24 protein-coding genes are annotated in these 26,564 nt (G+C 69.3%); 8 read left to right on the top strand and 16 right to left on the bottom strand.

What is annotated here, in order from left to right; translation table 11 throughout:
- Positions 1 to 99: 99 nt before the first annotated feature.
- Positions 100 to 2,739 carry a glycoside hydrolase family 3 protein gene (locus LPC04_RS13980; RefSeq protein WP_275682860.1) on the top strand — a complete coding sequence of 880 codons (2,640 nt, stop codon included), beginning with the start codon at positions 100 to 102 and terminating at the stop codon, positions 2,737 to 2,739.
- Here LPC04_RS13980 and LPC04_RS13975 read toward each other — a convergent pair.
- On the bottom strand, positions 2,723 to 5,194 hold the full coding sequence (locus tag LPC04_RS13975) for a serine/threonine protein kinase (protein ID WP_275682859.1): 2,472 nt from the start codon (positions 5,192 to 5,194) through the stop codon (positions 2,723 to 2,725). The two genes, LPC04_RS13980 and LPC04_RS13975, sit on opposite strands and share 17 nt — an antisense overlap.
- A gap of 61 nt (positions 5,195 to 5,255) precedes the next feature.
- Positions 5,256 to 7,031, bottom strand: a complete 1,776-nt coding sequence (locus LPC04_RS13970) for an HDOD domain-containing protein (RefSeq protein WP_275682858.1) — start codon at positions 7,029 to 7,031, stop codon at positions 5,256 to 5,258.
- Between the two features lie 290 nt (positions 7,032 to 7,321).
- Between LPC04_RS13970 and trxA the strand changes: the two genes are divergently transcribed.
- From trxA to LPC04_RS13950, 4 genes are all read left to right on the top strand, one after another.
- Entirely contained in the window at positions 7,322 to 7,666 is a 345-nt protein-coding gene (gene trxA / locus LPC04_RS13965) for a thioredoxin TrxA (RefSeq protein ID WP_275682857.1), read from the top strand.
- 385 nt (positions 7,667 to 8,051) lie between these two features.
- The gene (gene rho, locus LPC04_RS13960; RefSeq protein ID WP_275682856.1) at positions 8,052 to 9,314 is read left to right on the top strand and encodes a transcription termination factor Rho; all 1,263 of its coding nucleotides are present in this window, start codon (positions 8,052 to 8,054) and stop codon (positions 9,312 to 9,314) included.
- Positions 9,315 to 9,527: 213 nt separating this feature from the next.
- A complete protein-coding gene (locus LPC04_RS13955; protein ID WP_275682855.1) occupies positions 9,528 to 9,809 on the top strand; it encodes a type B 50S ribosomal protein L31 in 282 nt (93 codons plus the stop codon).
- A gap of 208 nt (positions 9,810 to 10,017) precedes the next feature.
- Positions 10,018 to 11,715, top strand: a complete 1,698-nt coding sequence (locus LPC04_RS13950; protein WP_275682854.1) for an ArnT family glycosyltransferase — start codon at positions 10,018 to 10,020, stop codon at positions 11,713 to 11,715.
- Between the two features lie 30 nt (positions 11,716 to 11,745).
- On the opposite strand, the gene LPC04_RS13945 is transcribed toward LPC04_RS13950, so the two are convergent.
- A complete protein-coding gene (locus LPC04_RS13945; protein WP_275682853.1) occupies positions 11,746 to 12,024 on the bottom strand; it encodes a VF530 family protein in 279 nt (92 codons plus the stop codon).
- A 100-nt stretch (positions 12,025 to 12,124) separates the two neighbouring features.
- On the opposite strand from LPC04_RS13945, the gene LPC04_RS13940 reads away from it, so the two are divergent.
- Complete coding sequence (locus LPC04_RS13940; RefSeq protein WP_275682852.1) at positions 12,125 to 13,258, top strand: hypothetical protein; 1,134 nt, start codon at positions 12,125 to 12,127, stop codon at positions 13,256 to 13,258.
- 9 nt (positions 13,259 to 13,267) lie between these two features.
- Here LPC04_RS13940 and LPC04_RS13935 read toward each other — a convergent pair whose 3' ends face one another.
- The 3 genes from LPC04_RS13935 to LPC04_RS13925 all read right to left on the bottom strand — a co-directional run bounded on the left by LPC04_RS13935 (position 13,268) and on the right by LPC04_RS13925 (position 15,681).
- Positions 13,268 to 13,819 carry a hypothetical protein gene (locus LPC04_RS13935; RefSeq protein ID WP_275682851.1) on the bottom strand — a complete coding sequence of 184 codons (552 nt, stop codon included), beginning with the start codon at positions 13,817 to 13,819 and terminating at the stop codon, positions 13,268 to 13,270.
- Positions 13,820 to 14,297: 478 nt separating this feature from the next.
- Positions 14,298 to 15,224 carry an SPFH domain-containing protein gene (locus LPC04_RS13930; protein ID WP_275682850.1) on the bottom strand — a complete coding sequence of 309 codons (927 nt, stop codon included), beginning with the start codon at positions 15,222 to 15,224 and terminating at the stop codon, positions 14,298 to 14,300.
- 25 nt (positions 15,225 to 15,249) lie between these two features.
- On the bottom strand, positions 15,250 to 15,681 hold the full coding sequence (locus tag LPC04_RS13925; protein ID WP_275682849.1) for an NfeD family protein: 432 nt from the start codon (positions 15,679 to 15,681) through the stop codon (positions 15,250 to 15,252).
- 87 nt (positions 15,682 to 15,768) lie between these two features.
- Here LPC04_RS13925 and LPC04_RS13920 point away from each other — a divergent pair, with 87 nt between their 5' ends.
- Positions 15,769 to 16,269, top strand: coding sequence for a hypothetical protein (locus LPC04_RS13920; protein ID WP_275682848.1), 501 nt, complete (start codon positions 15,769 to 15,771; stop codon positions 16,267 to 16,269).
- Here the strand turns inward: LPC04_RS13920 and LPC04_RS13915 are convergent.
- Positions 16,254 to 16,742, bottom strand: a complete 489-nt coding sequence (locus LPC04_RS13915; protein WP_275682847.1) for a DUF1203 domain-containing protein — start codon at positions 16,740 to 16,742, stop codon at positions 16,254 to 16,256. The two genes, LPC04_RS13920 and LPC04_RS13915, sit on opposite strands and share 16 nt — an antisense overlap.
- A 133-nt stretch (positions 16,743 to 16,875) precedes the next feature.
- Here LPC04_RS13915 and LPC04_RS13910 point away from each other — a divergent pair, with 133 nt between their 5' ends.
- Entirely contained in the window at positions 16,876 to 17,604 is a 729-nt protein-coding gene (locus LPC04_RS13910) for a hypothetical protein (RefSeq protein ID WP_275682846.1), read from the top strand.
- Between the two features lie 6 nt (positions 17,605 to 17,610).
- Here LPC04_RS13910 and LPC04_RS13905 read toward each other — a convergent pair whose 3' ends face one another.
- From LPC04_RS13905 to glmM, 9 genes are all read right to left on the bottom strand, one after another.
- A complete protein-coding gene (locus tag LPC04_RS13905) occupies positions 17,611 to 18,135 on the bottom strand; it encodes a GNAT family N-acetyltransferase (RefSeq protein ID WP_275682845.1) in 525 nt (174 codons plus the stop codon).
- A gap of 74 nt (positions 18,136 to 18,209) precedes the next feature.
- Positions 18,210 to 19,562, bottom strand: a complete 1,353-nt coding sequence (phoR, locus tag LPC04_RS13900; RefSeq protein ID WP_275682844.1) for a phosphate regulon sensor histidine kinase PhoR — start codon at positions 19,560 to 19,562, stop codon at positions 18,210 to 18,212.
- A 28-nt stretch (positions 19,563 to 19,590) separates the two neighbouring features.
- On the bottom strand, positions 19,591 to 20,292 hold the full coding sequence (phoB, locus tag LPC04_RS13895; RefSeq protein ID WP_275682843.1) for a phosphate regulon transcriptional regulator PhoB: 702 nt from the start codon (positions 20,290 to 20,292) through the stop codon (positions 19,591 to 19,593).
- Positions 20,293 to 20,412: 120 nt separating this feature from the next.
- A complete protein-coding gene (gene phoU / locus LPC04_RS13890) occupies positions 20,413 to 21,120 on the bottom strand; it encodes a phosphate signaling complex protein PhoU (RefSeq protein WP_275682842.1) in 708 nt (235 codons plus the stop codon).
- Positions 21,121 to 21,199: 79 nt separating this feature from the next.
- The gene (pstB, locus tag LPC04_RS13885) at positions 21,200 to 21,985 is read right to left on the bottom strand and encodes a phosphate ABC transporter ATP-binding protein PstB (RefSeq protein ID WP_275682841.1); all 786 of its coding nucleotides are present in this window, start codon (positions 21,983 to 21,985) and stop codon (positions 21,200 to 21,202) included.
- Positions 21,986 to 21,993: 8 nt separating this feature from the next.
- Complete coding sequence (pstA, locus tag LPC04_RS13880) at positions 21,994 to 22,863, bottom strand: phosphate ABC transporter permease PstA (protein ID WP_275682840.1); 870 nt, start codon at positions 22,861 to 22,863, stop codon at positions 21,994 to 21,996.
- Positions 22,860 to 23,864, bottom strand: coding sequence for a phosphate ABC transporter permease subunit PstC (gene pstC, locus LPC04_RS13875; protein ID WP_275682839.1), 1,005 nt, complete (start codon positions 23,862 to 23,864; stop codon positions 22,860 to 22,862). The genes pstA and pstC overlap by 4 nt, the downstream gene beginning before the upstream one ends.
- A gap of 81 nt (positions 23,865 to 23,945) precedes the next feature.
- Positions 23,946 to 24,992 carry a phosphate ABC transporter substrate-binding protein PstS gene (gene pstS / locus LPC04_RS13870; RefSeq protein ID WP_275682838.1) on the bottom strand — a complete coding sequence of 349 codons (1,047 nt, stop codon included), beginning with the start codon at positions 24,990 to 24,992 and terminating at the stop codon, positions 23,946 to 23,948.
- Positions 24,993 to 25,190: 198 nt separating this feature from the next.
- Positions 25,191 to 26,525: a phosphoglucosamine mutase gene (gene glmM / locus LPC04_RS13865; protein WP_275682837.1), complete on the bottom strand. Its 1,335-nt coding sequence runs from the start codon at positions 26,523 to 26,525 to the stop codon at positions 25,191 to 25,193.
- Positions 26,526 to 26,564: the final 39 nt, after the last annotated feature.

Genomic DNA, 26,564 nt, shown 5'->3' with positions numbered 1-26,564 from the left:
GCATGGGTAGTTGCACCAGTGGCGATCCCGGGCCCCCGCTCCTAAAGTCGCATTCCTGTTGGAATCGGTTCCACTCCGTCGGGAATTCAGGAAGCTTCGATGCCGCAATCCTCCCTGCGGCGCGCGCTGTCGAGCGCCGCACCGCTGTTCGCCGTGCTCGTGGCGCTCGCCGGCGCAGGCTGCGCCACTCAGCCGCGCATCTTCCCGCCGGACGCCGCCCAGGAAGCGCAGATCCGCGACATCGTCGCGCACATGACGCTGGCCCAGAAGATCGGCCAGATGACGCAGCCCGACATCCGCGCCATCACGCCCGACGAGGTGCGCCGCTTCTACATCGGCTCGGTGCTCAACGGCGGCGGCGCCTGGCCGCACGACGACAAGCACGCGCCCGTCGCCGACTGGCTGGCGATGGCCGACGCCTGGTGGGACGCGTCCATGCACACCGACATGGCGGTCAAGGTGCCGGTGATCTGGGGTACCGACGCCGTCCACGGCCACAACAACGTCTACGGCATGACGCTGTTCCCGCACAACATCGGCCTGGGCGCGGCGAACGATCCGGCGCTGGTCGAGCGCATCGGCGAGGCGGTCGCGCGGCAGGTGCGATCCACCGGCATCGACTGGACCTTCGCGCCCACCGTGGCCGTGCCGCGCGACGACCGCTGGGGCCGCACCTACGAAGGCTTCTCCGAGGATTCCGCCATCGTCGCCGCATACGCCGGACGGTATGTGACCGGGTTGCAGGGCCGCTTCGATCCCGCGGGCCGGCCGACGATCGTCGCCACCGCCAAGCACTTCATCGGCGACGGCGGCACCGACTTCGGGCTGGACCAGGGCGAGAACAAGGCCGGCTTCGACGAGCTGCTGCGCGTGCACGGCGCGGGCTACGTCTCGGCACTCGGCGCGGGCGTGCAGACGGTGATGGCGTCGTTCAACAGCTGGACCTTCACCGGCCGGGACGACAGCGGCCGCGCGCTGGCCTTCATCGATGCGAAGACCACCGGCAACGGCTATCTGCTGACCGACCTGCTGAAGACGCGCTGGGGCTTCGACGGCCTGGTCGTCACCGACTGGGACGCGATCGGGCAGGTCCGCGACGTGGACGCCAACGGCAGGACGAAGTCGTGCACGACCTCGTCCTGCCCGGCGGCCATCAACGCCGGCGTCGACATGGTGATGGTGCCGTACGCCTGGAAGGACTTCATCGCGCACACGATGGCCTCGGTGCGGGCCGGCGAGATCCCGCTGGCGCGCATCGACGACGCCGTCACCCGGATCCTGCGCGTGAAGATGCGCGCGGGGCTGTTCCGCGTCGTCGACGGCGCGAGCGTGTCGACGCGGCCGTCGGATCGCGCGGGCGCGCGGGACGCGGCGGCCGCGCACCCGCGCGCGCTCGCGCGCGAGGCGGTGCGCGAGTCGCTGGTGCTGCTGAAGAACGACCGCGGCACGCTGCCGCTGGCGCGTGCCGGCCGCGTGCTGGTCGTCGGTCGCAGCGCCGACTCGATCGCCGACCAGGCCGGCGGCTGGTCGCTCACTTGGCAAGGCACGGGCAACACGAACGCCGACTACCCCGTCGGCGACTCGGTGCTCGCCGGCGTGCGCGATGCCGTCGGTGCCGGCAACGTCGTGTACTCGGCCGACGCGCAAGGCGTCGACGTGAAGGCGTTCACGACGGTGATCGCGGTCATCGGCGAGTCGCCTTATGCCGAGGGCGCGGGCGACATCCGCCGCTCCAGCACGCTGGAGCACGCGCGCCGCCATCCGGAGGACCTGGCCGTGCTGACCCGAGTCAGCGGCCACGGCGTGCCCGTCGTCACCGTGCTGCTCAGCGGCCGGCCGCTGTGGGTCAATCGCGAAATCGACCGCAGCGACGCCTTCGTCGCCGCGTGGCTGCCGGGCACCGAAGGCAAGGGCATCACGGACGTGCTGTTCCGCCACGCCGACGGCAGCGTCGTCGATTTCAAGGGCCGGCTGTCGTACTCGTGGCCGCGCGGCGCGTGCCAGGCGACCGTCAACAAGGGCGACGCGAGCGACGACCCGCTGTTCGCCTACGGATACGGCCTCACGTATGCGGCGCCGCATGCCGCGCTGGGCCGGCTCGACGAGTCGCCGCAGCCGCAGCGCTGCGGCCCGGCGCCCGCGGCCGCCGCCGACGATCTCGTGATCTTCCGGCAGGTCGAGGGCCCCGTGCACCACCTGGCCATCGGCTCGCCGGCCAACTGGCGGATGCCGCTCGGCGACGACCTCAACGCCGTCGCGGCCAGCATCGACGGCAACATCCAGGCCGAGACGACCCAGGTCAACGTGCAGCAGGATGCGCGCCGCATCACCTTCGCCGGCGACGGCCAGTTCTCGGCGTATTCGACGACCAGCCAGGACTACAGCGGCTACGCGGGCACGCACGCGGCGCTGGTGTTCGACATCGTGGTCGACCGGCCGCCGGCAGGCTCGGTGAACGTGCGCGTCGATTGCGGCTACCCGTGCGGCGGCGCGGTCGACGTGACGAAGGCCGTGGCCGCCCTGTCCCTGCACGCAAGGGCCACGTTGAAGATCGCGCTGCAGTGCTTCGTCGACCAGGGGCTGGACATCGCGTCCGTGACCGCGCCGTTCGCGATCGACACGCGGCAGCCTTTCGTCGCGAGCTTCGCCGACATCCGCTGGCAGGTCGGCGCCGACAGGGATGCCGACGTGCTGCCCTGCACGCCCGTCGCGAAGGAGCCGGCTACGCCGCCGTCTTGAACGCCATCACCGCCTGGTTGCGCAGCGTGCGCAGCAGGCTCAGCTCGCGGTCGCCTAGCACGATGCCGCCCGGCGTCGCGCAGTCGGCGTAGATCAGCGCGAAGGGCGCGCTCTTCATCGTCATCGGCAGCAGCACGAAGCTGCGCGCGTCGGCCTCGCGCTGCAGCCACGTGGGCAGGCGCGAGCGGACGTTGTCGGCGGCGGCATCCGAGATCAGCGTGTCGGCCGCCTTCTTGCAGGCCACCGTCAGCAGGTCGACCGGGCCGTTCGGATTGACGTCGACGCGGAACTGCGCCGACAGCGCCGACGCCGGCGCGCCGAGGCCGAGGCGGCCCGTGATCATGCCGGTCTTCGGGTCGCGCAGGCCGAACACGACGCAGCGGAAGCCGAGAGCGCCGTGCATCGTCTGCAGGATCGTGCGCAGCACCTCGTTCAGCTTGAACGAGTCGCCGGCGAGCGCGCTCGTCACGCTGGAGATGCCTTCTTCCAGCGCCAGCATGCGGGCACTCGATTCCGCCGGAGCCGCAGATTGCGCGTGCGCCGCGGCCGCGCCGGGGCGCTCGGACGCCGGCATCGCGATGGTCGCGTCGTTGGGCACGGCGGCGGCCTGCGCCGGCGGCATCGGCAGCGTGGCCGGGTTGACGTTGCCGGTGGGCACCTCGAGCGCCTGGGGCAGCAGGCGGCGCGCCTGGGAGTCGGCCTTGAGGTCGATGCCCAGGGCGCTGGACATCGACTGCAGGTGCGACTGCGCGCTGCGCACCGCGGTCTCGAACTGGTCCTTGGGCAGGTTCAGCGCGCGCGCGAAGCGGTCGCCGATGGCCGAGATCCGGCTGCCGGCGGCCTCCGCCGGCGCCTGCATCAAGGCCTGCGCCAGCTCCGACGACGCCTGCACGCACCAGCGCAGCCGGTCGGCGACGGAGTCGACGGCGCGCGTCGGCGCGTCGCCCTCGGGCCGCGTGATCGCGCGGCGCAGCGAGTCGGGCAGGCCCCAGACCTTGGTCACGCCCACGCCCAGCTGTTCGTAGGACAGGCCCAGGACTTCGCCGACGGCGCGATCCTCGATGGCCTGCGACCACTCGCCGCGCTGCCACGACGGCTCGACGCGGCGGCGGATCAGCGCGGCCTCCTCGGGGAAGTAGAACTCCGTGAGCATGCGGCCCAGCTGCGACATCATGCCGGCCAGGAAAGGCTCGTCGTGCGCCTTGGCGAGCGGCGTCAGCTCGTCGCACAGCGTGCCCGTCATCATCGCCATCAGGAACATCTCCTTCAGGCGGGCGACGTGCGCCTTGTCCTGCATGTGTTCCAGCAGCACCAGCGACAGCGCCATCGTGCGGATGCCGGCCAGCCCGACCAGCGATACGGCACGGGGTACCGACGCGATCGTGCCGGCGCCGGCGTTGCGGAAGTGCGCGGTGTTGACCATGCGCAGCAGCTTGTTCGTGAGCGCCACGTCGCGCACGATCTCGTCGGTCACGCCGGCGATGCTCGCGTTCTCCGACTGCGTCACGCGCTGGATGCGCACCACCGCGTCCGACAGCGCCGGAAAGTCGCTCTTGTGGCGCATGCGGCGCAGCAGGAATTCCAGCGTCGCGCGGTCGCCGCCCTCGGCGCCGACGGGCGCCGGATCGAGCCATTCGTGCAGCGCGTTGCGGAACGCGGCGGCCGACTCGGGCCGGCGCGACGCGTCGCGCGAGACCGCGCGCATCACGAGCGCGCGCAGCGCGTCGTCGGTAGAGTCCTTGCCCGACTTGGCGTCCACCATCTCGGGCGGCCAGACCATGTCTTCCTTCTGCGTGCGCTCGAGCGCGCGATACGGGTCGCGCTCGATCAGCAGCGGGCGGCCGCAGATCATCTGGCCCAGCATCATGCCGGCCGCGAAGACATCCATCAGCGGATGCGGCGCGGCCCCGCCGATGGCCTCCGGCGCGATGTAGCCCGGCGTGCCGGCGATGCGGCCGTCGTGCTTGTCGGACAGCCGCGCCGCGATGCCGAAGTCCATCACGCGCGGGCGGCCCTGCGCGTCCAGCAGGATGTTGGACGGCTTGAGGTCGCGGTGCACGATGCCCTGCGCATGCGCGGTGGCGATCGCGTCCAGCACGTCGCGCATCAGCGTCGCGGCCTCGCGCTGCGGCAGCTTGCCGCGCTTCTTCAGCAGGTCGGTCAGCGTGGCGCCGGTGACGTACTCGAACACCATGAACGAGACGTTGCCGTCCTGGTCGGCCTCGAACACCGGCACGATGTTCGGGTGCGCGAGGCGGCTGACGGCGCGCGCCTCGTCCAGCCACTGCGCGACGGAGGCCGCGTCGGCATCGGGATTGATGACCTTGACCGCCACTTCGCGTTGCAGGCGCGGGTCGTAGCCCAGCCACACCGTGGCCTGCGCGCCGCGCCCGAGCTCGCCGCGAAGTTCGAAGCGGCCGACGCGCCGGCGCGACGGGGCGGGCAAGGCGCTCATAAAGCAACCTCCGGCCTGCGGCCTGCGGTGCGAGCTACCTTCGGAGCGGCCGGGCGTACGCTCATTCGGCGGTCCGATCCGGCTTGGTCGAGGGCGGCTGCAGCGCGTCCTGGATGTCCTTCAGCGAGATGTCGAGCGCGCGGCCGTAGCGCTGCGCGACGCGCTGCACCGCGGGCACCGCCTGGCGCGACGGCAGCGCGACGGCGTCGAGCACGTCGTTGGCGCAGCTGGCGACCAGGCGCAGCATGTCGACGTCGGAGGTCGGCGTGTGGATCGGGCCGCTGGGCGGCGCGCGCCGCACCATGTGCTGCACGCCGTCGTCCAGGCCCCAGTGGTGCATCACGGCGGAACCGAGCGCGTCGATGTCGATGCCCAGCACCGCGAAGGACGCGGCCTCGGCGCTCATGCCCTGCTCGTCCGGCTCGCCCTCCTTCTGCGCGGCCACCGGCGCCATCAGGCGGCGGATCTGCGCGGCCTCGTCGGGGAAGTGGTACTGCACGACGAGCCAGCCGAGGTTCTGCAGCGCCGTGATCAGGTAGACGACTTCCTGGTCGTAGCCCGCCGGCTGCAGCGCGCGCGCCATGTTGCCGGCGCGCTTGACGCGCAGCATCAGCGCGGTCAACGCGTTGGCCGCCTCGTCGTTCAACGGGCCGGGCCAGGCGCGCAGCGACAGCGCCGCCTGGCGCACGCCGTCCAGCCCCACCATCGCGATCGCGCGATGGATGGCCAGCACCGCGCCGCTGCCGCTGTTGCCGGCCTGCGACTGCGCGAAGTTGACCATGCGGATCAGCTCGAACGACAGCGCGAAGTCCTGCAGCACGACGCTCGAGAGCTCGTGCGTGTGGCCCGTCTCGAGCAGAGCGACGCGCGCCGCGCGGTCGGCGCCGCCCGGGCTCGCCGGCAACAGGCCGACGCTGCGCATGCGTCCGAGCAGCAGCGTGATCGGGCCGGCATCCTGGTCGCGGCTCGCCTGCAGCCAGCCGTCGAGAGCCCGCTCGAAGGTTCTCGCGCTGCGGTAGCGCTGGCGCTCCTGGCGGTCGGTGGCGCGGTTGACGATGGCGCGCAGCGGCTCGGCGATCGGATGCGGCACCGTCCACGGCAGGCGCACCATCTCGTGGCCGAACGGCGGCAGGCGGCCCACCACGGCGGCGACGTCGGCCTCGTCCAGCGGCGCGTTGCCGGCCAGCACCTGGTGCATCACCAGGCCGAAGGCCAGCACGTCGATCTCGGCGGCCAGGCGCTGCATGCGGCGCTCGTCCATCGCGGCCTGGTGGCCGTCGGCGTCCGTGGCGAGGTGCGTGAAGGCCTGCGAGAACGAATGCGCGTCGACGATCTCCAGGCCCAGCAGCCTGGCGTTGCCGTTGTCGTCGACCAGCAGCGAATACGGCTGCAGGTCGCGGTGCGCGGAGCCGGCCTCGTGCGCGAACGCGAGGCCCTGCAGGATCTGCACGCACCACTGCGTCAGCTCGAGCCCGGGCAGGCCCTTGGACGTGAGCCTCTCGCCCCAGGTGACGAATGCGCCGCGCTCGTAGACCGCATACGGCCAGCGCTCGTGCTCGCCGACGTGCAGCACGGAGGCGATCTTCGGGTGCTTCAGGCGGCTGGTGCGGCCCACGCGGGCCAGCCAGGCACCCAACGCATCGGGATCGGGCGGCTGCACGCGCGGCAGCGCGACCATCACCTCGGTGTCGCCGTTGGTGTCGAGCGCGAGCCACAGCATGGTCTGCGCGCTCTTCCCGAGCAGGCGCAGCAGCTGGTAGCGGCCGAGCATCCGCACCGCGCGGTTGGGCGTGGCGGGGCGGGCGGCAGCAGCGGTGGATGGAACGGTGGCGACCATGAACGCAGTAACGGAAGAATCGCTCGATTGGAACCCCGGACAAAGGGCCTCGACGGGCGGAAGAACGGCCAAAACGGGACGTAATTCACTGCCGGCGAGCCCTTCAGATTTCAAAAAGCTGTCAGCCGCCCCTACCAATCGATCGATCAGCCCCCATCTCGGCGATGAAGCGGGAGTTCCCGCCGGCCCCACCACGGCTGGGGCCAGGCGGATGTGTCAGAATCTTTTCACCGACCCGGGCCACCGGTTTCCCGACGAATTCCCGTCACCGGCGCCCCCAAGGAATACGCATGAGCAGCGAAGCAATCAAACATATCTCCGACGCGTCCTTCGAGGCCGACGTCCTCAAGTCCGGCACCCCGGTGCTCGTCGACTACTGGGCGGAGTGGTGCGGCCCGTGCAAGGCGATCGCCCCGATCCTCGAGGAAGTGGCCAAGGACTACGGCGCGCGCCTGCAGATCGCCAAGATGAACGTCGACGACAACCGCGACGTGCCGGCCAAGTTCGGCATCCGCGGCATCCCGACGCTGATGCTGTTCAAGGACGGCCAGCTCGCGGCGACCAAGGTCGGCGCGCTCTCCAAGTCCCAGCTGACGTCCTTCCTCGAAGGGCACCTCGGCACCACGGCCGCCTGATGTCGCTCGCGGACGACCAACTCGGGCGCCTGCGCGCGCCCCAGTTGACGTCCTTCCGCGGCGGGCCTCTATAATCAACGCCAGCCAGTGATTTCCACGGCGCCTCGCTCTGACGAGCAACGGCGCCGGCACTGAGCCAAGGTTGCGCCCCCGCGCCCAGTCTTCCGCTTCTTTCTGGCGGATCGCGGCGCGCGGTTTCGGCGATTCGTCCCAAGCCCCTACCGTTTCACGTCGCCACGACGGCCCTCGCTTCGGCCAAGGCACGCAAATCACGCGTGACCTGAGTTTCCGCAAGCCGGCTCGTCCGACGCATGCCCCGCAACAACACGGGCACGCCGGCGCGACCTGACACAGCCGCGGCTCACACCCCAGGGTGAACAAACAAATGCATCTTTCCGAACTGAAGGCCATGCACATCGGTGCACTGATCACGATGGGCGAAGCCCTCGAGATCGACAACGTGGCCCGCCTGCGCAAGCAGGAGCTGATGTTCGCGATCATGAAGAAGCGCGCCAAGGGCGGCGAACAGGTGTTCGGCGACGGCGTGCTCGAAGTGCTGCCGGACGGCTTCGGCTTCCTGCGCGCCATCGACGAGAGCTACATGGCGTCGACCGACGACATCTACCTCAGCCCCAGCCAGATCCGCCGCTTCAACCTGCACACCGGCGACATGATCGAGGGCGAAGTGCGCGTCCCCAAGGACGGCGAACGCTACTTCGCGCTGGTCAAGGTCGACCGCGTCAACGGCGTCACGCCCGAGGAGAGCAAGCACAAGATCATGTTCGAGAACCTGACGCCGCTCTTCCCGAAGGAGTGCTTCAAGCTCGAACGCGACATCCGTGGCGAAGAGAACATCACCAGCCGCATCATCGACCTGATCGCGCCGATCGGCAAAGGCCAGCGCGCCCTGCTCGTCGCCCAGCCCAAGACCGGCAAGACGGTGATGATGCAGCACATCGCGCACGCGCTGGTGGCCAACCATCCCGAGATCCACCTGATCGTGCTGCTCGTCGACGAGCGCCCGGAAGAAGTCACCGAGATGCAGCGCACCGTGCGCGGCGAGGTGATCAGCTCCACCTTCGACGAGCCGGCCGCGCGCCACGTGCAGGTCGCCGAGATGGTGATCGAGCGCGCCAAGCGCCTGGTCGAGATGAAGAAGGACGTCGTCATCCTGCTCGACTCCATCACCCGCCTGGCCCGCGCGTACAACAACGTGCTGCCGTCGTCGGGCAAGGTGCTGTCCGGCGGCGTCGACGCCAACGCGCTGCAGCGCCCCAAGCGCTTCTTCGGCGCGGCGCGCAACGTCGAGGAAGGCGGCTCGCTGACCATCATCGGCACGGCACTGATCGACACCGGCTCGAAGATGGACGAAGTCATCTACGAGGAGTTCAAGGGCACCGGCAACTGCGAGATCCACCTGGATCGCCGCATGGCCGAGAAGCGCGTCTACCCGTCCATCCAGATCAACCGCTCGGGCACGCGCCGCGAGGAGATGCTGCTCAAGCCGGAGATCCTGCAGAAGACCTGGATCCTGCGCAAGCTGCTCTATCCGATGGACGAGATCGAGGCGATGGAGTTCATGCTCGACAAGATGAAGGCGAGCAAGACCAATCTCGACTTCTTCGACATGATGCGTCGGGGCGGTTGAGGCAGCGTCTGCTTCCTTCAGTTCGAAAGGCCCGTTCGCGGGCCTTTCGTTCGTCTGGGCCTGCTTTACGCGGCGAACTAGACAATCCCAGCCGTTGCATCCTATAATCCAAGGTTTTCCGCTTTCGGAAAGTGCTGGGCATGGTGCCCACGTGGCTTCCGACGACGTCTCGGGTCGCAAGATCCCCGGCAAAGCGAGATAGAGGGCATCCCCATGAAGCAAGGCATTCACCCCAACTACCGCGAAGTCTGCTTCGTGGACCTGTCGAACGGTTTCAAGTTCGTGACGCGCTCGTGCGCCACCAGCAAGGAAACGATCAAGATGGACGACGGCAAGGAACTGCCGCTGTTCAAGCTGGAAACCACCAGCGAGACCCATCCGTTCTACACCGGCACGCAAAAGAGCGTCGACAGCCTGGGCGGTCGCGTCGAGAAGTTCCGCAACAAGTTCGCGCGCGTGGGCCTCAAGAAGTCCTCGACCGCCGCGGCGGAATAAGGCGCGGCTTCGGCCTCGTCACCTGGAAAGGCAGCTTCGGCTGCCTTTTTTGTTACCATCTCCGAGCGCCAACCCGCCTCGGCGCTGCCGCTCACTCGCCCCAAACGAAGTCCAAGGGAGCGGCGGAACCGGCTCTGCCGGGCCGCTCGCGGCCGGCCCCTCGGGGGCAGGGAGCGCCAGCGACCGTGGGGCCGTCAATTCCTCCTCCGTGAATCTGCCAACCCCCGCCCTCGTCACCCAGCGCGCGGCCCAGCGACTGCCGCGCTGGGCCCTGATGCTCCTGTGCGCCGCCTACCTGCTGCCCGGACAGTTCGGGCGCGAGCCCTGGAAGAATGCCGACATCACCGCGTTCGGCTACATGTCGTCGCTGGCCGAGGGCCGCAGCCCGTGGACGGCGCCCGCGCTGGCCGGGCTGCCGGGCGACGGCGCGCTGCTGCCCTACTGGCTGGGCGCGCTGTCGATCAAGGCCCTGCCCTTCATCGACGCCGCCAACGCCGCACGCGTGCCCTTCGCGCTGCTGCTGGCCGCCACGCTGGCGCTGATCTGGTACAGCACCCAGCACCTCGCGCGCACGGAGGCCGCGCAGCCGGTGGCGTTCGCCTTCGGCGGCGAGGCGTCGCCGCTGGACTACGCGCGCGCGCTGGCCGACGGCGCCGTGCTGGCGACGATCGCCAGCGTCGGCCTGCTGCAGCTGGGGCACGAGACGACGCCGGAGCTGGTGCAGCTGAGCGGCGTCGCGCTGTTCATGTGGGTGCTCGCCGCGGCGCCAACGCGTCCGCGCGTGGCGGCCGGTGCCGCGGTCGTGGCGCTGACGGTCGTCGCGGCCAGCGGCGCGCCCGCGATCGCGCTGGGCCTGGGCGCGAGCGGCTTCGTCATCTGCCAGTTCTCGCGCTATCCCGGCGCACTGGGGCTGCGGGCCTGGCTGGTGCTGGGCATGCTGGCCGGCGCGCTGGTCGCCTGGGAGGGGCACGCCTGGGCCTGGCGCGCGGCCTTCCACTGGAACTCCTTCTGGCAGTTGCTGCGGCTGGGCGCCTGGTTCCTGTGGCCGGGCTGGCTGCTGGCGCTGTGGACGCTGTGGCGCTGGCGCCATCACCTCACCTCGCGGCACATCGCGGTGCCCAGCGTCGGCGTGGCGGTCGCGCTGGTGGCGTCGCTGAGCATGGGCGGCTCCGACCGCGCGCTGATGCTGGCGGTGCCCGGCGTGGCCGTGCTGGCGGCTTTCGCGCTGCCGACCCTCAAGCGCTCGGCCGGCTCGGCCATCGACTGGTTCTCGGTGTTCTTCTTCACCGCGCTGGCCATCTTCATCTGGGTGTTCTACGTCGGCATGATGACCGGCACGCCCGCCAAGCCAGCACAGCGCATCGCCGCGCTGCTGCCCGGCTTCGAGCCGCACTTCTCGCCGTCGCTGCTGGTGCTGGCCGTGCTGGGCACGGCCGCATGGCTGGCGCTGGTGCGCTGGCGCACGGCACGGGTGCAGCACGCGCTGTGGAAGTCGCTGGTGCTGCCGGCCACCGGCGTGACGCTGAACCTGCTGCTGTTGCTCACGCTCGGACTGCCCGCCATCGACTACGCCCGCAGCTACCGGCCGTGGGTCTACCTCGTCGCGCAGCACGTTCCCAACGGCGTGTGCGTGGCCGCCCAGCTCCCGCGTTCGGCGCTGGCCGCGCTGGAGAACTACTCGAACTGGCGCATCGACGCACAGGGCGACGTCGCCAGGAACAGCGAGTGCCCGTACCTGCTGATCGACGAGAACCGCCACGCGCTGGTGTCGGCGCCTCCGGGCTGGACACTGGTCGCGCACCTGCACCGGCCGTCCGAGCGCGAGGAGTCGACCGCGGTGTTCAGGAAGACGACCGCGCCCACGCCGCGGCCGGCGGACTTCGGCCGCGTCGCGCTCGCGCGCTGACGCCCGCGCGCGCGGGACGCGGGCGCGCGCTCACCCGCGGCCGCGGCCCTGCTCGTCGCGCCGCTGCTCGCGCAGCATGAACAGGTAGAGCCCCTCGACCTTCTCGCGCGCCCACGGCGTCTTGCGCAGCAGCTTCAGGCTGGACTTGATGCTGGGCTCGAACGCGAAGCAGCGCAACGGGATGCGCTCGTCCAGGCCCTGCCAGCCGTAGGCGTCGACCAGCGCGGTGAGGATGGCCTCCAGCGTCATGCCGTGCAGCGGATTGCGGGGCTGCGCCGGCGACGCGGGAGGCGGGGCGGAATCGGTCATGCGCGATTGTCGCCGGCCGCGGCGGATCGGCCTCGAAGGCGTGACATTGTTGTCGGACGCCAGCCAGGCCGCGCCTTGTCGCCGTCTATAGTTTCGCAGGATGCAACGCCTCTTCCTTCGACCCGTCGCCGGCGCCCTCGCCGCCCTGATCGCCGCATCCGCCCACGCGCAGACGCTGTCCGACGCCGACCGCGCCAATCTGCAGATCCACACGGCCCACGGCAACCCGGTGCACATGGGCGACACTCTGGACCAGGTGCGCGCCGCCCTGCCCTCCGCGCCGGCGCCGCAGATCGTGCTGGGCCATCTCGGAACGCTGTGGGACCAGGTCGACGGCATCATCCTGCGGCTGTACGACAACGTGGTCACCGATGTCCTGTACGACCGCAAGTCGCAGGCGAAGCTGCCCGGGCTCGACGTCGGCATCGAGTCGCCACTGGCCGACCTCGAGCAGGCGCTGGGCGCGAGCCAGCCCGGCGTGATGCCGGGCACGCGCGCGTGGCCGCTGAACGCGAAGCATCAGCTCGTCGCCAACGTGAGCGCGACCGGCATCGTGACCAACCTCGAGGTCCAGTTCATCCCCAAGCCGACGCCGCGACCGACCACGGGCGTGATCAACTGGGCCGACTCGAGGGGCGTGCCCGCGTCGGGCGCTTCGGCGGCGCCCACGCCGGTGCTCACGGGCGACGAGCGTCGCGCGAAGCTCGACGAGCTGCTCGCGCAACGCGACGACCTCGGCCTGCTGCAGCTGATGTTCCCGCAACTCGCGCGCCAGCCCGTGCTGCCGCACGAGTTGCAGGTCGCCGATCTCGCGTGGCTCGAGGCGCATGCCGGCGAAAGCCGCCCGAGCGTCCTCTACGCGCTGTCGTGGAAGCTCATGCCCGCGGACCGCGAGCGCGCCCGCGACTTCAACGCACGCGCACGCGTCCAATGGCAGATGGCCGCGGCGCAATGCGCGCGACCCGCGCAAGGCGGCCCGCTCTGGGCCATCTTCGAAGGCGGCGCCGTGGCCGACGCCAGTCCGCTGCGTGACGAGAAGCCGGCCTGGCCGATCGCGTTCGAGCAGGCGCTGGCGTGGGATCGCGCGCTGCCCGCGCACGCCGAGGCGGACTGGTTCTGCGGCGCCGGCAACGTCAAGGCGCCGGCCGATGCCGCGGCGGCGCGCCAGGCCGCGTGGCAGCGCAGCTGGGACATCAACCATCCGAAGACCACGGCCCCGGGCATCGTGCCCTGAGCGCAGGGATCAGTTCGCGGCGGCGTTGTCGAAGATGCCGTCCTTGTGCATCGCCGCGATCACGCTGGTCAGGAACTTGTCCACGTCCGCGGCCTCGAAGCCCGACGCGCCGCCGGCCAGGGTGGTCTCGCCGCTCCAGAGCGTGTCGTGCGTGCGGCGATCGACCAGCAGCAGGCGCGCCTTCTCGTTGTGATAGCCCCGCGTGGCGGACGCGCTCGCCTGCGAGAACGTGACCACCAGCATGTAGCGGCACGCGGCGGCCGCCGGATCGACCGGCGCGCCCGGGTTCTCGTCGAGCACCGCCGCCGCCACCTGCGCGCGCGCGAACACGCGAGGCGTCACGTCCTTGGCGACCGACGTGAGCTGCTTCCATTCGACCAATGCGGCCTTCGCGGCGATGTTGGTCGAATCGAACCTGGGCGTCACGTATTCGACGGCCACCGCGGACAGCGAGGTCGGCGCGATCGAGGACTTCTGGCTGGTCGTCGCACCGATGTGCGTGCAGCCCGCGGCGAGCGCGGCGATCACCAGGGCGGAGAAACGGAACAGGGCGTGGCACATGAAGACTGGGGCGGAAGGATCGGTGGCGAGACTCTAGCGGCGACCGGCGCAGGGCGCCAGGGCAGATGTCACGCGCGGGGCCGGATCGGCCGGGATACGGCCCGGCGTATCCCGCTCGGACGGGTGCACGGCGATGCCGCCAATAAACGCGTGCCCCGACCTATCGACCGTTCAAGCCATTTCTTGAGTCCGCGGACACGAAGTCGCGAAAAGATTCCGTGACCGGATTGGCGCCGGCCATCTGCTCGATCTCGCCACGGGTCCGCGAAAACGTGACGCAATGTCCAGTGATTTCGAGACCTGCAAATCGAGCGTCACGAGTTTCCGAGTCGACCAACATGGCTTCGATGCTGGCCGGCATGGGCCTGCTGGGCGTCGCCGCCCGCCGCCGCAAGGCCTGAGCACGACTCTTCGCCGGTTGAACCCTGCCGGCGATCGAGAGGCCACCTTCGGGTGGCCTTCCTGTTGCCGGCCGGACTCAACCCGGCTTGACCGCGCTGCTCTTGATCAACGCCATCGAGGTCGCGATCAGCGACGCGACCTCCGTCATGTTGCCCGGCACGATCATCGTGTTGTTGGTCTTGGCCAGCGACTGGTAGGCATCGACCGCGCGCTCGGCCACCTTCAGCTGCACCGCCTGCTCGCCGCCCGGCGCGCGGATGGCCTCGGCGATCTTGCGGATGGCGTCGGCGGTGGCGTCGGCCACCGCGACGATGGCCGCCGCCTCGCCCTGGGCCTTGTTGATCTCGGCCTGCTTCTCGCCTTCGGAGCGCGCGATCGACGCCTCGCGCTGGCCGGTGGCGATGTTGATCTGCTCCTGGCGCCGGCCCTCGGACGCCGCGATCAGCGCGCGCTTCTCGCGCTCCGCGGTGATCTGCGCCTGCATCGCGCGCAGGATCTCGGCCGGCGGCGTCAGGTCCTTGATCTCGTAGCGCAGAACCTTCACACCCCAGTTGGACGCCGCTTCGTCGAGCGCGTTGACGACGAGGCCGTTGATCATGTCGCGTTCCTCGAAGGTCTTGTCCAGCTCCATCTTGCCGATGACGCTGCGCAGCGTCGTCTGGCACAGCTGCGTGATCGCGACGACGTAGTTGCTGGAGCCGTAGCTCGCGCGCATCGCGTCGGTGACCTGGAAGTACAGGATGCCGTCGACCTGCAGCTGCGTGTTGTCGCGCGTGATGCAGACCTGGCTCGGTACATCCAGGGGGATCTCCTTGAGCGAGTGCCGGTAGGCGACGTTGTCGACGAACGGGATCAGGATGTTGGGCCCCGGCGGCAGCACCGCGTGGAACTTGCCGAGGCGCTCGACCACCCACGCGTTCTGCTGCGGCACGACCTTGAGCAGGCGGTACAGGAAGATGATCGCGGCGATGATCAGGATGAGGGCGAGAACCTGGAATTCCATGAGGTGTGTCCTTGATCGGAGATGTTCAGGCGCGCCGCAGCGCGAGTTCGTTGTGGCGGACTTCGGCGATCACGTGCGGGCCGGGCGCGGCGGCGCCGTCGCCGATGTAGCGGACGTTCCACGCCGACCCGCGGTACGGCACGCGCGCGGTGCCGTCGGCGTTCCAGCCGTCGACGTGCACCTGCTCGCCGATGTCGAGATTGATGTTGCGATTGGCAGCCGGCTTCGGATGGCCCGGGCCGCGCTTGCGCTTGCGATCCCACGTCAGCACCGCCGCGCCGCCGACCACGACCGCGACGGCCACCTGCGCGAAGAACGAGATCTGCGCGTAGCCGGCCAGCGCGCCGAAGACGCAGCCGATGGCCAGCATCAGCACGTAGAAGGTGCCGGTGGCCAGTTCGCCCGCCACCAGCACGCCGGCGGCGATCCACCACCAGGTCGATGCACTCCAGTCCATGTCTTGTCTCCAGTCGCGGCGCGGTCCGGCCCCTTTTGAGTCGCTTCGGCGCCGGCTTGTTCCGCGCCCGACCCGTATCATGCACGCATGGATTCGAATATCGAGAACGGCGCTGTCGACGGCAGCGCGGACGAGCCCGTGCACGAGCCGCGGCTGTGGGTCGACAACGGCTGGACGGCCAGGGTCATCAAGAACGAGGACGACGACGGCTGGGCCGTCGCGATGACGCGCGACGGCGAGCGAGAGCCCGCGCTGGTCGGCCCGTGGACGATGGGCCGCGACAAGAAGAACCCGAAGCCGCTGGACGTCAACGCCTTCAACACGCTGGTGAAGACGGCCTCGGAAGTGATCCGCCGCCACGAGCAGGCGCTGCACGCCGCGATGCACAAGCAGTTCCAGGTCGGCACCGACTCGGGTCGCGTGCTGGTGACGCTGGACATCGTGCCCGATGAGTTCGACCCGCACGCGCTCCTCGCCGCGCAGGACGAATTCGGCGAGCAGATCGCACAGGTCAAGGTGCGGCCGGACTTCAAGCTGACGATGGCCAGCGCGACGGCCTGGATCGAGTCCGGCTACGCCAGGCCCTGACCGGCGACGCGCTCGACGCGGCAGGAGAAGCAGCCGCGCTTGGCGTTGTGCAGGTGGACGAAAGCGACCGCCGGATCGGCGATGAAGCGCGCGAGGACGCCGCGCACGTCGCTGCCGTCGCAGACGTCGGCCGCGATCATCATGTCGTCCGCATCGTAGGCGCGCGCGGACATCCAGCGCCGGGTGACGTACGGCGGGATCTCGCCCGGCTCAAGCACCGCGCGCCGCGCGCCCTTGCGCACGAAGACCGGCCCGCTGGCGCGGTACGGCGAGCGCGTGAGCAGGTGGTCGAACGGCAGCAGCAGCAACTCGTCGCCGACCTCGGCGTCGGCCAGCGACACGCGGCACGGGAAGCCGAAGGCCTCGTCGGCGACGACGCGGCGCGCGCCGAGGGCGTGCAGCTCGTCGTCGCTCATCGCGAAGAAGGGCTCGAAGTTCTCGGCGCTGAGGCCGACCAGTCGGAACGAGGACATGGTGTGGAATGCGGCAGTGAAGATGGCCTCAGTGTCGGCCGCGCCCCGGGGGCCGTCCCGCCGCTTTCGGACATCGAATTCGGCGCCGGCCATCTGCCAGAATCGCTCACCTTCTCGCCTCGAACGACACGCCATGCACGTGGAACCTCTCGAAAAGCTGCCGCGCTCGGTGCGCGAGTTCCTGTCGCACTACGCGATGATCGTGCTGTCGATCCTGACGGCGCTGGCCCTCGAGCAGGTGGCGCTGGGCCTCGAGCATCGCCATGAGGGCGCGCGCGCCAAGGAGGAGATCGAACAGGAGATCGCATCCAATCGCGCGAACGTGGAAGGCTCGCTCAAGGTGACGCGCGAGTACCGGCGCGACTGGCAGGTCCTGCTGGCGCGCGCCGCCGCCGAGGTGAAGGACGGCACGAGCACGAACGAGAGCCGCCTCGCCATCCTGGCCCAGGCCGGGCACCGGTTCGGCGATGCGACGCCTGCGCTGAAGACCGCGGCCTGGGACGCGGCGGTCGCCTCGCACGCGGTGGACTACCTCGATCATGAGGACCTCTCGCGCTACAGCCAGACCTACGCGCTGCAGCGCTTCTTCTCGCAGGCGGCCTGGGACACCATGCGCGACAACGCCGCGCGCAACATGTCCGATCTCTCGCTGCCCGCCCTGACCGGCACGGCCGACGCGGTGCCGACCCTCGCGATCCTCAACTCGCGCGTTCGCGCCCTGTCCATCCTCGAATCGCAGTTGTCGCAGACCGCCGATGCGTTGCAAGGACGCGCGCCGCCGGCGGTTTCGGCGGTCGAACCCGCCTCTTCGGCGTCGTCGACGCCGATCGCGACATCGGCCGCCTCGCCGGTCTCGCGCTGACGCCCGTCAAGCCGCCGGCTTGCCCGGCCGCGGAATCCGGAACAGCTCGCGCTCGTTGCCGTCCGGCGCGACGAAGCGTTCGACCGACTCGCCATTGAGGCGGCGCACCAGCGCGCGCGCGGTGTCGTTGGTGTCGACCATGTACGTCTCGACGGTCGTCCAGCCGAAGACGTCGTAAGCATGCGCCACCGCGGCCTCCGAGGCCTCCTGCGCAAAGCCGCGGCTGCGGTGGCGCGGCAGCAGCCACCACGTGAGCTCGCGGCGCCAGCCCGGCGCCTGCCAGAAGCCGCAGACGCCGACGAGCTCGTCGCGCTCGCGGTCGCGCATCACCCAGACGCCGAAGCCCTGCAGGTGCCACGAACCGAGATCGCTTGCGAGCCGCGTCCACGACCCGACCACGGACAACGGGCCGCCGTACGACGCCGACGCGTCGGCGTCGGTGTAGAACGTGCGGTACAGGTCGGCGCAGGCCGCGCTCGGCGGCACCAGGTCGAGGCGCTCGGTGCGCAGCGTGGGGATGTCGAAGGCCATGGCGGACAGTCTAGAGCCTCGCCGCCACGAGTGGGCGCGGTGGAAACCACCACGGGATTGCCCCAAGCGGGACGTCAGCGGACGGTCGACGGTTCCTCGGCCGCGGGCAACGCCGAGGCCAGCGGGCGCACCCGCGCGGCCGGCACGACGATGCGGAACGTCGAGCCGCGCCCCATTTCGCTCTGGATGTCGAGCTCGCCGCCGTGGCGCTGCACCACGTGCTTGACGATGGACAGGCCCAGGCCGGTGCCGCCGGTGTCCCGCGAACGGCTGCCGTCGACGCGATAGAAGCGTTCGGTGAGGCGGCCGATGTGCTCGCGCGCGATGCCGGGGCCGGTGTCCTTGACCTCGATCTCGGCGTTGCCGTCGGCGCGGTGCGTCCAGCCGACGGTGATGGTGCCGCCCGACGGCGTGTAGCGCACCGCGTTGCTGACGAGGTTGGCGACGGCGCTGGTCCACTCGCTCTCGTTGCCGGCGAGTTCGTCGCTGCCCTGCACGTTGAAGCGGAAGGTGTGGCGCCCCGCGGACAGCCCGCGCGCCTCGCTCTCGACCTGCGCGAACAGGCGCGCCACCGGCGTCCAGCGATCGCAGGTCGGGCGCGGGCTGCCCTCGAGCTTGGCCAGCGTCAGCAGGTCCTCGACCAGCGTCGTCATGCGCGAGGTCTGCTGCGTCATCAGCGCGAGCACGCGCTCGCGCTCGACGTCGGTCAGCGGCAGCGTGGCGATCGTCTCGACGAAGCCGGCCAGCACGGTCAGCGGCGTGCGGATCTCGTGCGAGACGTTGGCGACGAAGTCGCGCCGCATCGCCTCGGTGCGCTCGCGCTCGGTGATGTCCTGCGTCAGCACCAGGCGCATGCCCTCGCCGTAGCGGCTGACGATCACGCTGAGCGTCGAATCGCCGCCGGGCGTGGAGAACACGACGGGGTCGTCGAACACGCCAGCCTGCAGGTAGGCCACGAAGGTCGGCGAGCGCACGAGGTTGGTCACGCGCTGCAGGCGGTCGCGCACCGGGTCGAGCCCGAAGTGCGTGGCGGCGACGGCGTTGAGCCACAGGATCTGGTCGGCCGCGTCGAGCAGCAGCACGCCGTTGGGCGACGCCTCGATGGCGGACATGAATTGCGCGAAGCGCTCCTGCTCCTGCACGAACGCGCGGTCGCGCTGGCGCAGCGCGCGCTCGATGCGGTACGACGCCTCGCCCCAGAAGCCGCGGTCGCGCGGCGCCTCGCGCTCGAGGTCGCCGCGCAGCCAGTCCATCAGGTGCAGCGCCCGCACGCCGTCCACCAGCACCCAGATGCCCACCGCGACGGCCGCGCCGATCGCCGGGCCGAGCTGGCGCACGCCGACGAGATCGCCGACGATCGCGCCGATCCCCGCGCCCACGAGCGTGAGCACGATGGCCAGCATGGCGCGGTTCAGCAGCCAGCTCACGTCGCGCTCCTGAGAATCCGGCCCGGGTTCAGACGGACGTCGCCGCGGCCTGCTGCGTCAGGCGATAGCCCGCGCCGCGCACCGTCTCGATCAGCGTGGAGCACTGCACCGGCGCGAGCGCCTCGCGCAGGCGCTTGACGTGGACGTCCACGGTGCGCTCCTCGATGAACACATGGTCGCCCCAGACGCGATCGAGCAGCTGCGTGCGGCTGTGCACGCGCTCGGTGTGCGTCATGAAGAAATGCAGCAGGCGGAACTCGGTCGGACCGATCTTGACTTCCTGGTTGCCGCGCGTGACGCGGCGCGTGGCCGGATCCAGGCGCAGCCCCGAGACCTCGACGGCCGAGTCCAGCGCCTCCGGCGCCTTGCGGCGCAGCACCGCGCGGATGCGCGCCAGCAGTTCCTTGGTGGAGAACGGCTTGGTCAGGTAGTCGTCGGCGCCGGCGTCGAGGCCCGACAGCTTGTCGGCCTCTTCCGAGCGCGCGGTCAGCATGATGATGGGCAGGTCCCGTGTGCGAGCCTCTGCCCTCCAGCGCTTGGCCAAGGCGAGGCCGGTCTGGCCCGGCAGCATCCAGTCGAGGACGACCAGCTCCGGCAGGACGCGGTCGACCTCGGCCTGGGCCGCGTCCGCCGTCTCGGCGACGGAGACTTCGAAGCCGGCGTGGCGCAGGTTGATCGCGACCAGCTCGGCGATCGCGGATTCGTCTTCGACGACGAGGATACGGCTCATGCTGTTGTTCTTTCCAGGTTCACGTTGCTGATCGGACAAACCGCGCGGCGCCGCGCTCGGCCGCTCCGGAGCAAGTCGCGCACGGCCCCTCGGGGGCGGCGGGCGAAGCGAGTGGGGTTGTCATCTCACGGCGTCTTCGACGGCTTCCACCGTGTGGTGGCGGACGTCGGTGCCCTTGACGATGTAGATGATCTGCTCGGACAGGTTCTTCGCGTGGTCGCCGACCCGCTCGATGGCCTTGGCCACGAACACGAGGTCGATCGACGACGAGATCGTGCGCGGGTCTTCCATCATGTAGGTGATGAGCTTGCGCAGCAGGCCGTCGAATTCCTTGTCGATCTCGTCGTCCTGCTTGAGGACTTCGAGCGCGCGGTTGACGTCCAGGCGCGCGAACGCGTCGAGCACCTTGCGCAGCTGCGCGGTGGCCAGGTTGGCGCCGAAGGCGATGTCGGCCACCGGCAGGCGCAGGCGGCTGGAGACGCCGGAATTCATCAGGCGCTGCACCGTGCGGGCGATGCGGGTCGCCTCGTCGCCGATGCGCTCGAGGTTGCCGATCGTCTTGGAGATGGCGATCAGCAGGCGCAGGTCGCGCGCGGTGGGCTGGCGGCGCGCGATGATCGCGGACAGGTCGCGGTCGATCTCGACTTCCATCTGGTTGACGCGCAGCTCGCGATCGAGCACCAGGCTGGCCGTCTCGCCGCTGAAGTTCGTCAGCGCGTAGACCGCCTGGGCGACCTGCGACTCGACGAGGCCGCCCATCTCGAGGACGCGGTTCGAGATCTCGCTCAGTTCGGCGTCGAATTGCGTGGACAGGTGCTTGTCGGTCATGGTCTTTTCCCTGGAAACAGTGCAGGCCTCGCGGCGCTTGATACGGTACTGGGTATCTCTGAAGAATGGCTGAGGACGGTCAGCCGAAACGGCCGGTGATGTAGTCCTCGGTGTCCTTCTTCTTCGGCTTCATGAACAGGTCCGTCGTCTTGCCGAACTCCACCAGGTCGCCCAGGTACATGTAGGCCGTGTAGTCGGAGCAGCGCGCCGCCTGCTGCATGTTGTGGGTGACGATCACCACCGTGTAGTCGGACTTCAGCTCGTGGATCAGCTCCTCGATCTTGCCGGTGGAGATCGGATCCAGCGCGGAGCACGGCTCGTCGAGCAGCAGCACCTCGGGCTTGATCGCGATGCCGCGGGCGATGCACAGGCGCTGCTGCTGGCCGCCGGACAGCGCGGAGCCCTGCTGCGTGAGCTTGTCCTTGACGTCGTTCCACAGCGCGGCCTTCTTCAGCGCCCACTCCACGCGCTCGTCCATCTCCACGCGCGGCAGCGTCTCGAACAGGCGCACGCCGAAGGCGATGTTGTCGTAGATCGACATCGGGAACGGCGTCGGCTTCTGGAACACCATGCCGACCTTGGCACGCAGCAGGCTCACGTCGAGCTTGGTGTCGAGCACGTTCTCGCCGTCCAGCATGATCTCGCCCACCGCGCGCTGCTCGGGATAGAGCGCGTACATGCGGTTGAAGGTGCGCAGCAGCGTGGACTTGCCGCAGCCCGACGGCCCGATGAAGGCGGTGACCTTGCCTTCGGGGATGTCGAGGTTGATGTTCTTCAGCGCGTGGAAACCACCGTAATAGAAGTTCAGGTTGCGGATGGAAAGCTTGGCTTTCTCGTTGACCGGCAGATCGACCTTGGCGTCCATGTGATGACTCAATTCTTGTTGCGGAAGAAGACCCGTGCGGCCACGTTCAGGCCCAGCACGCCCAGCGTGATCAGGAACACGCCGGCCCACGCGATGCGCTGCAGGTTCGGGTACGCCGAGTTCGCGAAGTTGAAGATGACCACCGGAATGCTGGCCATCGGCTTGGCGAGGTTCGAATTGAAGAACTGGTTCGACAGCGCGGTGTAGAGCAGCGGCGCGGTCTCGCCGGCGATGCGCGCGACGGCCAGCAGGATGCCGGTGATGACGCCCGCGCGGGCGGCCGTCAGCGTGACCGTGGAGATCACCTTCCACTTCGGCGTGCCGAGCGCGTAGGCGGCCTCGCGCAGCGCGTGCGGCACGAGGTTGAGCATGTTCTCGGTGGTGCGGATCACGACCGGGATGACGATCAGCGACAGCGCGACCGAACCGGCCCAGCCCGACGCGCCGCCCGACGGCACGACGATCAACTCGTAGATGAACAGGCCGATCACCAGCGACGGGGCGGACAGCAGCACGTCGTTGATGAAGCGCGTGACCGCGGCCAGGCGCCCCTTCGCGCCGTACTCGGCCAGGTAGATGCCCGAGAAGATGCCGATCGGCGTGCCGATCACCGTCGCGACCACGACCATGATGACCGAGCCGTAGAGCGCGTTCGCGAGACCTCCGCCGTCGGACATGGCCGCCGGCGTCGACTCGGTGAACAGCGCCCAGTTCAGGCCGCCGCCGCCCAGGCGGATGGTCTCGAACAGGATCCAGATCAGCCAGAACACGCCGAACGCCATTGCGCCGAAGGCGAGCGTCAGGGCAACGGTGTTGACGCGCTTGCGGCGGTTGTGCATCGCCATGCGCTTGCCGGACATCGAAGAAATGGCGGTCATGTCTTGGCTCCCTCGCCGCGCTGCAGGCGCATCAGCAGCACCTTCGCGAGCGACAGGACGATGAACGTGATGACGAACAGCACCAGCGCGAGGTACAGCAGCGACGCGCGGTGCAGCCCCTCGGCCTCGGCGAATTCGTTCGCCAGCACGGAGGTGATGGTGTTGGCCGCGTTGAACAGCGTGAGCTGCGACAGCTGGCTCTGGTTGCCGATGACGAAGGTGACGGCCATCGTCTCGCCGAGCGCGCGGCCCAGGCCCAGCATGATGCCGCCGATGACGCCAGTCTTCGTGAACGGCAGGACGATCTTGTAGACGACTTCCCAGGTGGTCGAACCCAGGCCGTAGGCCGATTCCTTGAGCATCGGCGGCGTCACTTCGAACACGTCGCGCATCACCGAGGCGATGAACGGGATGATCATGATGGCCAGGATGATGCCGGCGCACAGGATGCCGATGCCCACCGGCGGCCCGGAGAACAGCGTGCCCAGCACCGGCACGTTGGCGAAGGCGGACTGCAGCGGCTGCTCGACGTAGGTGGCCAGGATCGGGCCGAACACGGTCAGGCCCCACATGCCGTAGACGATGGACGGCACGCCGGCCAGCAGCTCGATGGCCACGCCCAGCGGGCGCTTGAGCCAGGCCGGCGACATCTCGGTGAGGAACAGCGCGATGCCGAAGCTCACCGGCACCGCGATCAGCAGCGCGATGGCCGACGTGGCGAGCGTGCCGTAGATCATCGCCAGGCCGCCGTAGTGGTCCTGCACCGGGTCCCACTCGCTGTGCCACAGGAACGAGATGCCGAACTGGCGCATCGCCGGCATCGCGCCGATGATCAGCGAACCGATGATTCCCGCCAGGATCGCCAGGGTCAGCCACGCGGCCGAATGCGCGAACACCGAGAAGAGCGCGTCGCCCCAGGGCGCGTTGTGGCGTCGCTCGGGCGGACGGCCGGAATCCTTCGCGTTGCTCAAGGCGGGTTCGACGGGCAATGTGGCAGCCAAGGAGGCCTCCGGTGATGTGAGAACTCCGCCGGCCGTCGACATCGGCGGCGCGGCGGAAGCCTTTTCAGGCGACTTGCTTTCTTACTTCGAGGCGACGGCCTTGCCGGCCGTGTCCTTGATGGACGCGTCCCACGCCTTGTGGATCATCGCCTTCAGCGAATCCGGCAGCGGCACGTAGTCGAGGTCGGCAGCCGACTTGTCGCCGTTGGCGTACGACCAGTCGAAGAACTTCAGCACGGCGGTGGCCTGGGCGGGCTTGTCCTGGGCGGTGTGCATCAGGATGAAGGTCGCGCCGGTGATGGGCCACGAATCCTTGCCCGGCTCGTCGGTCAGCACCTGGTAGAACGACTTGGACCAGTCGGCGCCGGCGGCGGCGGCCTTGAAGGCGCCTTCGACGGGTTCGACGAACGAGCCGGCCTGATTCTTCAGCTGGACGTAGTCCATCTTGTTCTGCTTGGCGTAGGCGTACTCGACGTAGCCGATCGAGTTCGGCAGGCGCTGCACGTACTGCGACACGCCTTCGTTGCCCTTGCCGCCGACACCGTTCGACGGCCAGTTCACGGCGGTGCCTTCACCGACCTTGGACTTCCACTCGGCGTTCACCTTCGACAGGTAGTTCGTGAAGATGAAGCTGGTGCCCGAGCCGTCGGCGCGGTGCACGGTGGAGATCGTCGTGTCCGGCAGCGTGACGCCCGGGTTCAGCGCGGTGATGGCGGGATCGTTCCACTTGGCGACCTTGCCCAGGAAGATGTCGGCCAGGACGGCGCCGGTCAGCTTCAGCTGGCCGGGCTTGACGCCCGCGACGTTGATGACGGGAACCACGCCGCCGATGACGGTCGGGAACTGCATCAGGCCGGAGGTCTTGAGCTCTTCGTCCTTCAGCGGCATGTCCGACGCGCCGAAGTCGACCGTCTTCGCATTGATCTGCTTGATGCCCGCGCCCGAACCGACGGACTGGTAGTTGATCTTGTTGCCAGTGGCCTTGTTGTAGGCCTCAGCCCACTTCGAGTAAATCGGGGCCGGGAACGACGCGCCGGCGCCGGTCACTTCGTCGGCGGCATGCGCGGAGAACGCCAGAACGCTCATGGCGGCAGCGACGCTCGCCAGACGAATCGGTTGGAAACTCATGTCTAGGCCTTTCAGGGGCAGTTTAATGGGACTGCGCCAATGTAGAAGGCCCGTATGACAAGACTATGACACTACCGTGGCGCTTTGCCACATCGCCTTGCGCCAGGGAAAATACCCTGAAAAATCAGCAGCTTGCACGTGCAGTCGAGCAAGCTGCCCGCGATTGTGACAGTCGACACGCCGACTGTCACATCACTGTCATGAAGCCTTGGCGGCCGTCGCCAGCCGTTCGGCGAAGGCTTGTGCGGCCTGTCGGTCGGCGGTTTCGACCATGACCCGCAACACCGGCTCGGTGCCCGACGCGCGGATCAACACGCGCCCATCGTTGCCCAGCTCGCGCTCGACCTGCGCCTTCTCGGCGACCAGCGTCGCGTTCTGCTGCCAGTCCGAACGGACTGCCAGGCGGACATTGATCATCACCTGGGGGAACAGGTGGACGCCGTCCAGCAGCGCCGGCAACGTCTGGCCGGTGCGACGGATCGCCTGCAGCACCTGCAGCGCGCTGACGATGCCGTCGCCGGTGGTATGGCGGTCCAGCACCAGCAGGTGGCCCGAATTCTCGCCGCCGAGCTGCCAGCCGCGCGCCAGCAGCTCTTCCAGGATGTAGCGATCGCCCACCTTCGCGCGGACGAGCGGCACGCCACGGCCTTGCAGCGCCTGCTCGACCGCCATGTTGGTCATCAGCGTGCCGACGACACCGGGCACGGCCTGGCCGCGCGCCAGCCGATCGGCCACGACCGCGTAAAGCAGTTCGTCGCCGTCGTAGCAGCGGCCGCGGCCGTCCACCATCTGCAGTCGGTCGGCGTCGCCATCGAGAGCGATGCCGTAGTCCGCGCCATGCTGCAGCACGGCCTCGACCAGCGCCTGTGGTGCGGTCGCACCGACCTTGTCGTTGATGTTGAAGCCGTTGGGCTCGCAGCCGATGGTGACGACCTCGGCGCCCAGTTCGTGGAACACGCTCGGCGCCACGTGATAGGCGGCGCCATGCGCGCCGTCGACGACGATCTTCAGGCCCTTCAGCGACAGTTCCTGCGAGAACGTGCTCTTGCAGAACTCGAGATAGCGACCGGCGGCGTCGTCCAGACGGCGCGCCTTGCCGAGTGCGGCGGAGTCGACCCACTGCGCCGGCTCGGTCAGCGCGGCCTCGACATCCATCTCCCACTGGTCGGGCAGCTTCTCGCCGGACGCGGAGAAGAACTTGACGCCGTTGTCGCCGAACGGATTGTGCGAGGCGCTGATGACGACGCCGAGGTCGACGCGCAGCGCGCGCGTGAGGTAGGCGACGCCCGGCGTGGGCAGCGGGCCGGTGAGCAGCACGTCGACGCCGGCCGACGCGAAGCCGGCCTCCAGCGCGGACTCGATCATGTAGCCCGACACGCGGGTGTCCTTGCCGATCAGCACCGTCGCCTTGGCCGACTTGCGCCGCAGGACGCGTCCGACCGCGTGGCCGAGGCGCAGCATGAAGTCGGCGGTGATCGGGGCGGTGCCGACGGTGCCACGGATGCCGTCGGTGCCGAAGTGGGTTCTGCTCATCGCGAATGTCTCTCCTGAGGTCGTGCGCCTGCTGACCGG

This window comes from Scleromatobacter humisilvae (assembly GCF_023231945.1).
Lineage (GTDB): Bacteria > Pseudomonadota > Gammaproteobacteria > Burkholderiales > Burkholderiaceae_C > Scleromatobacter > Scleromatobacter humisilvae.
Note: the sequence above shows the minus strand (reverse complement) of the source record. Positions and strands in the feature narration are given on the sequence as shown.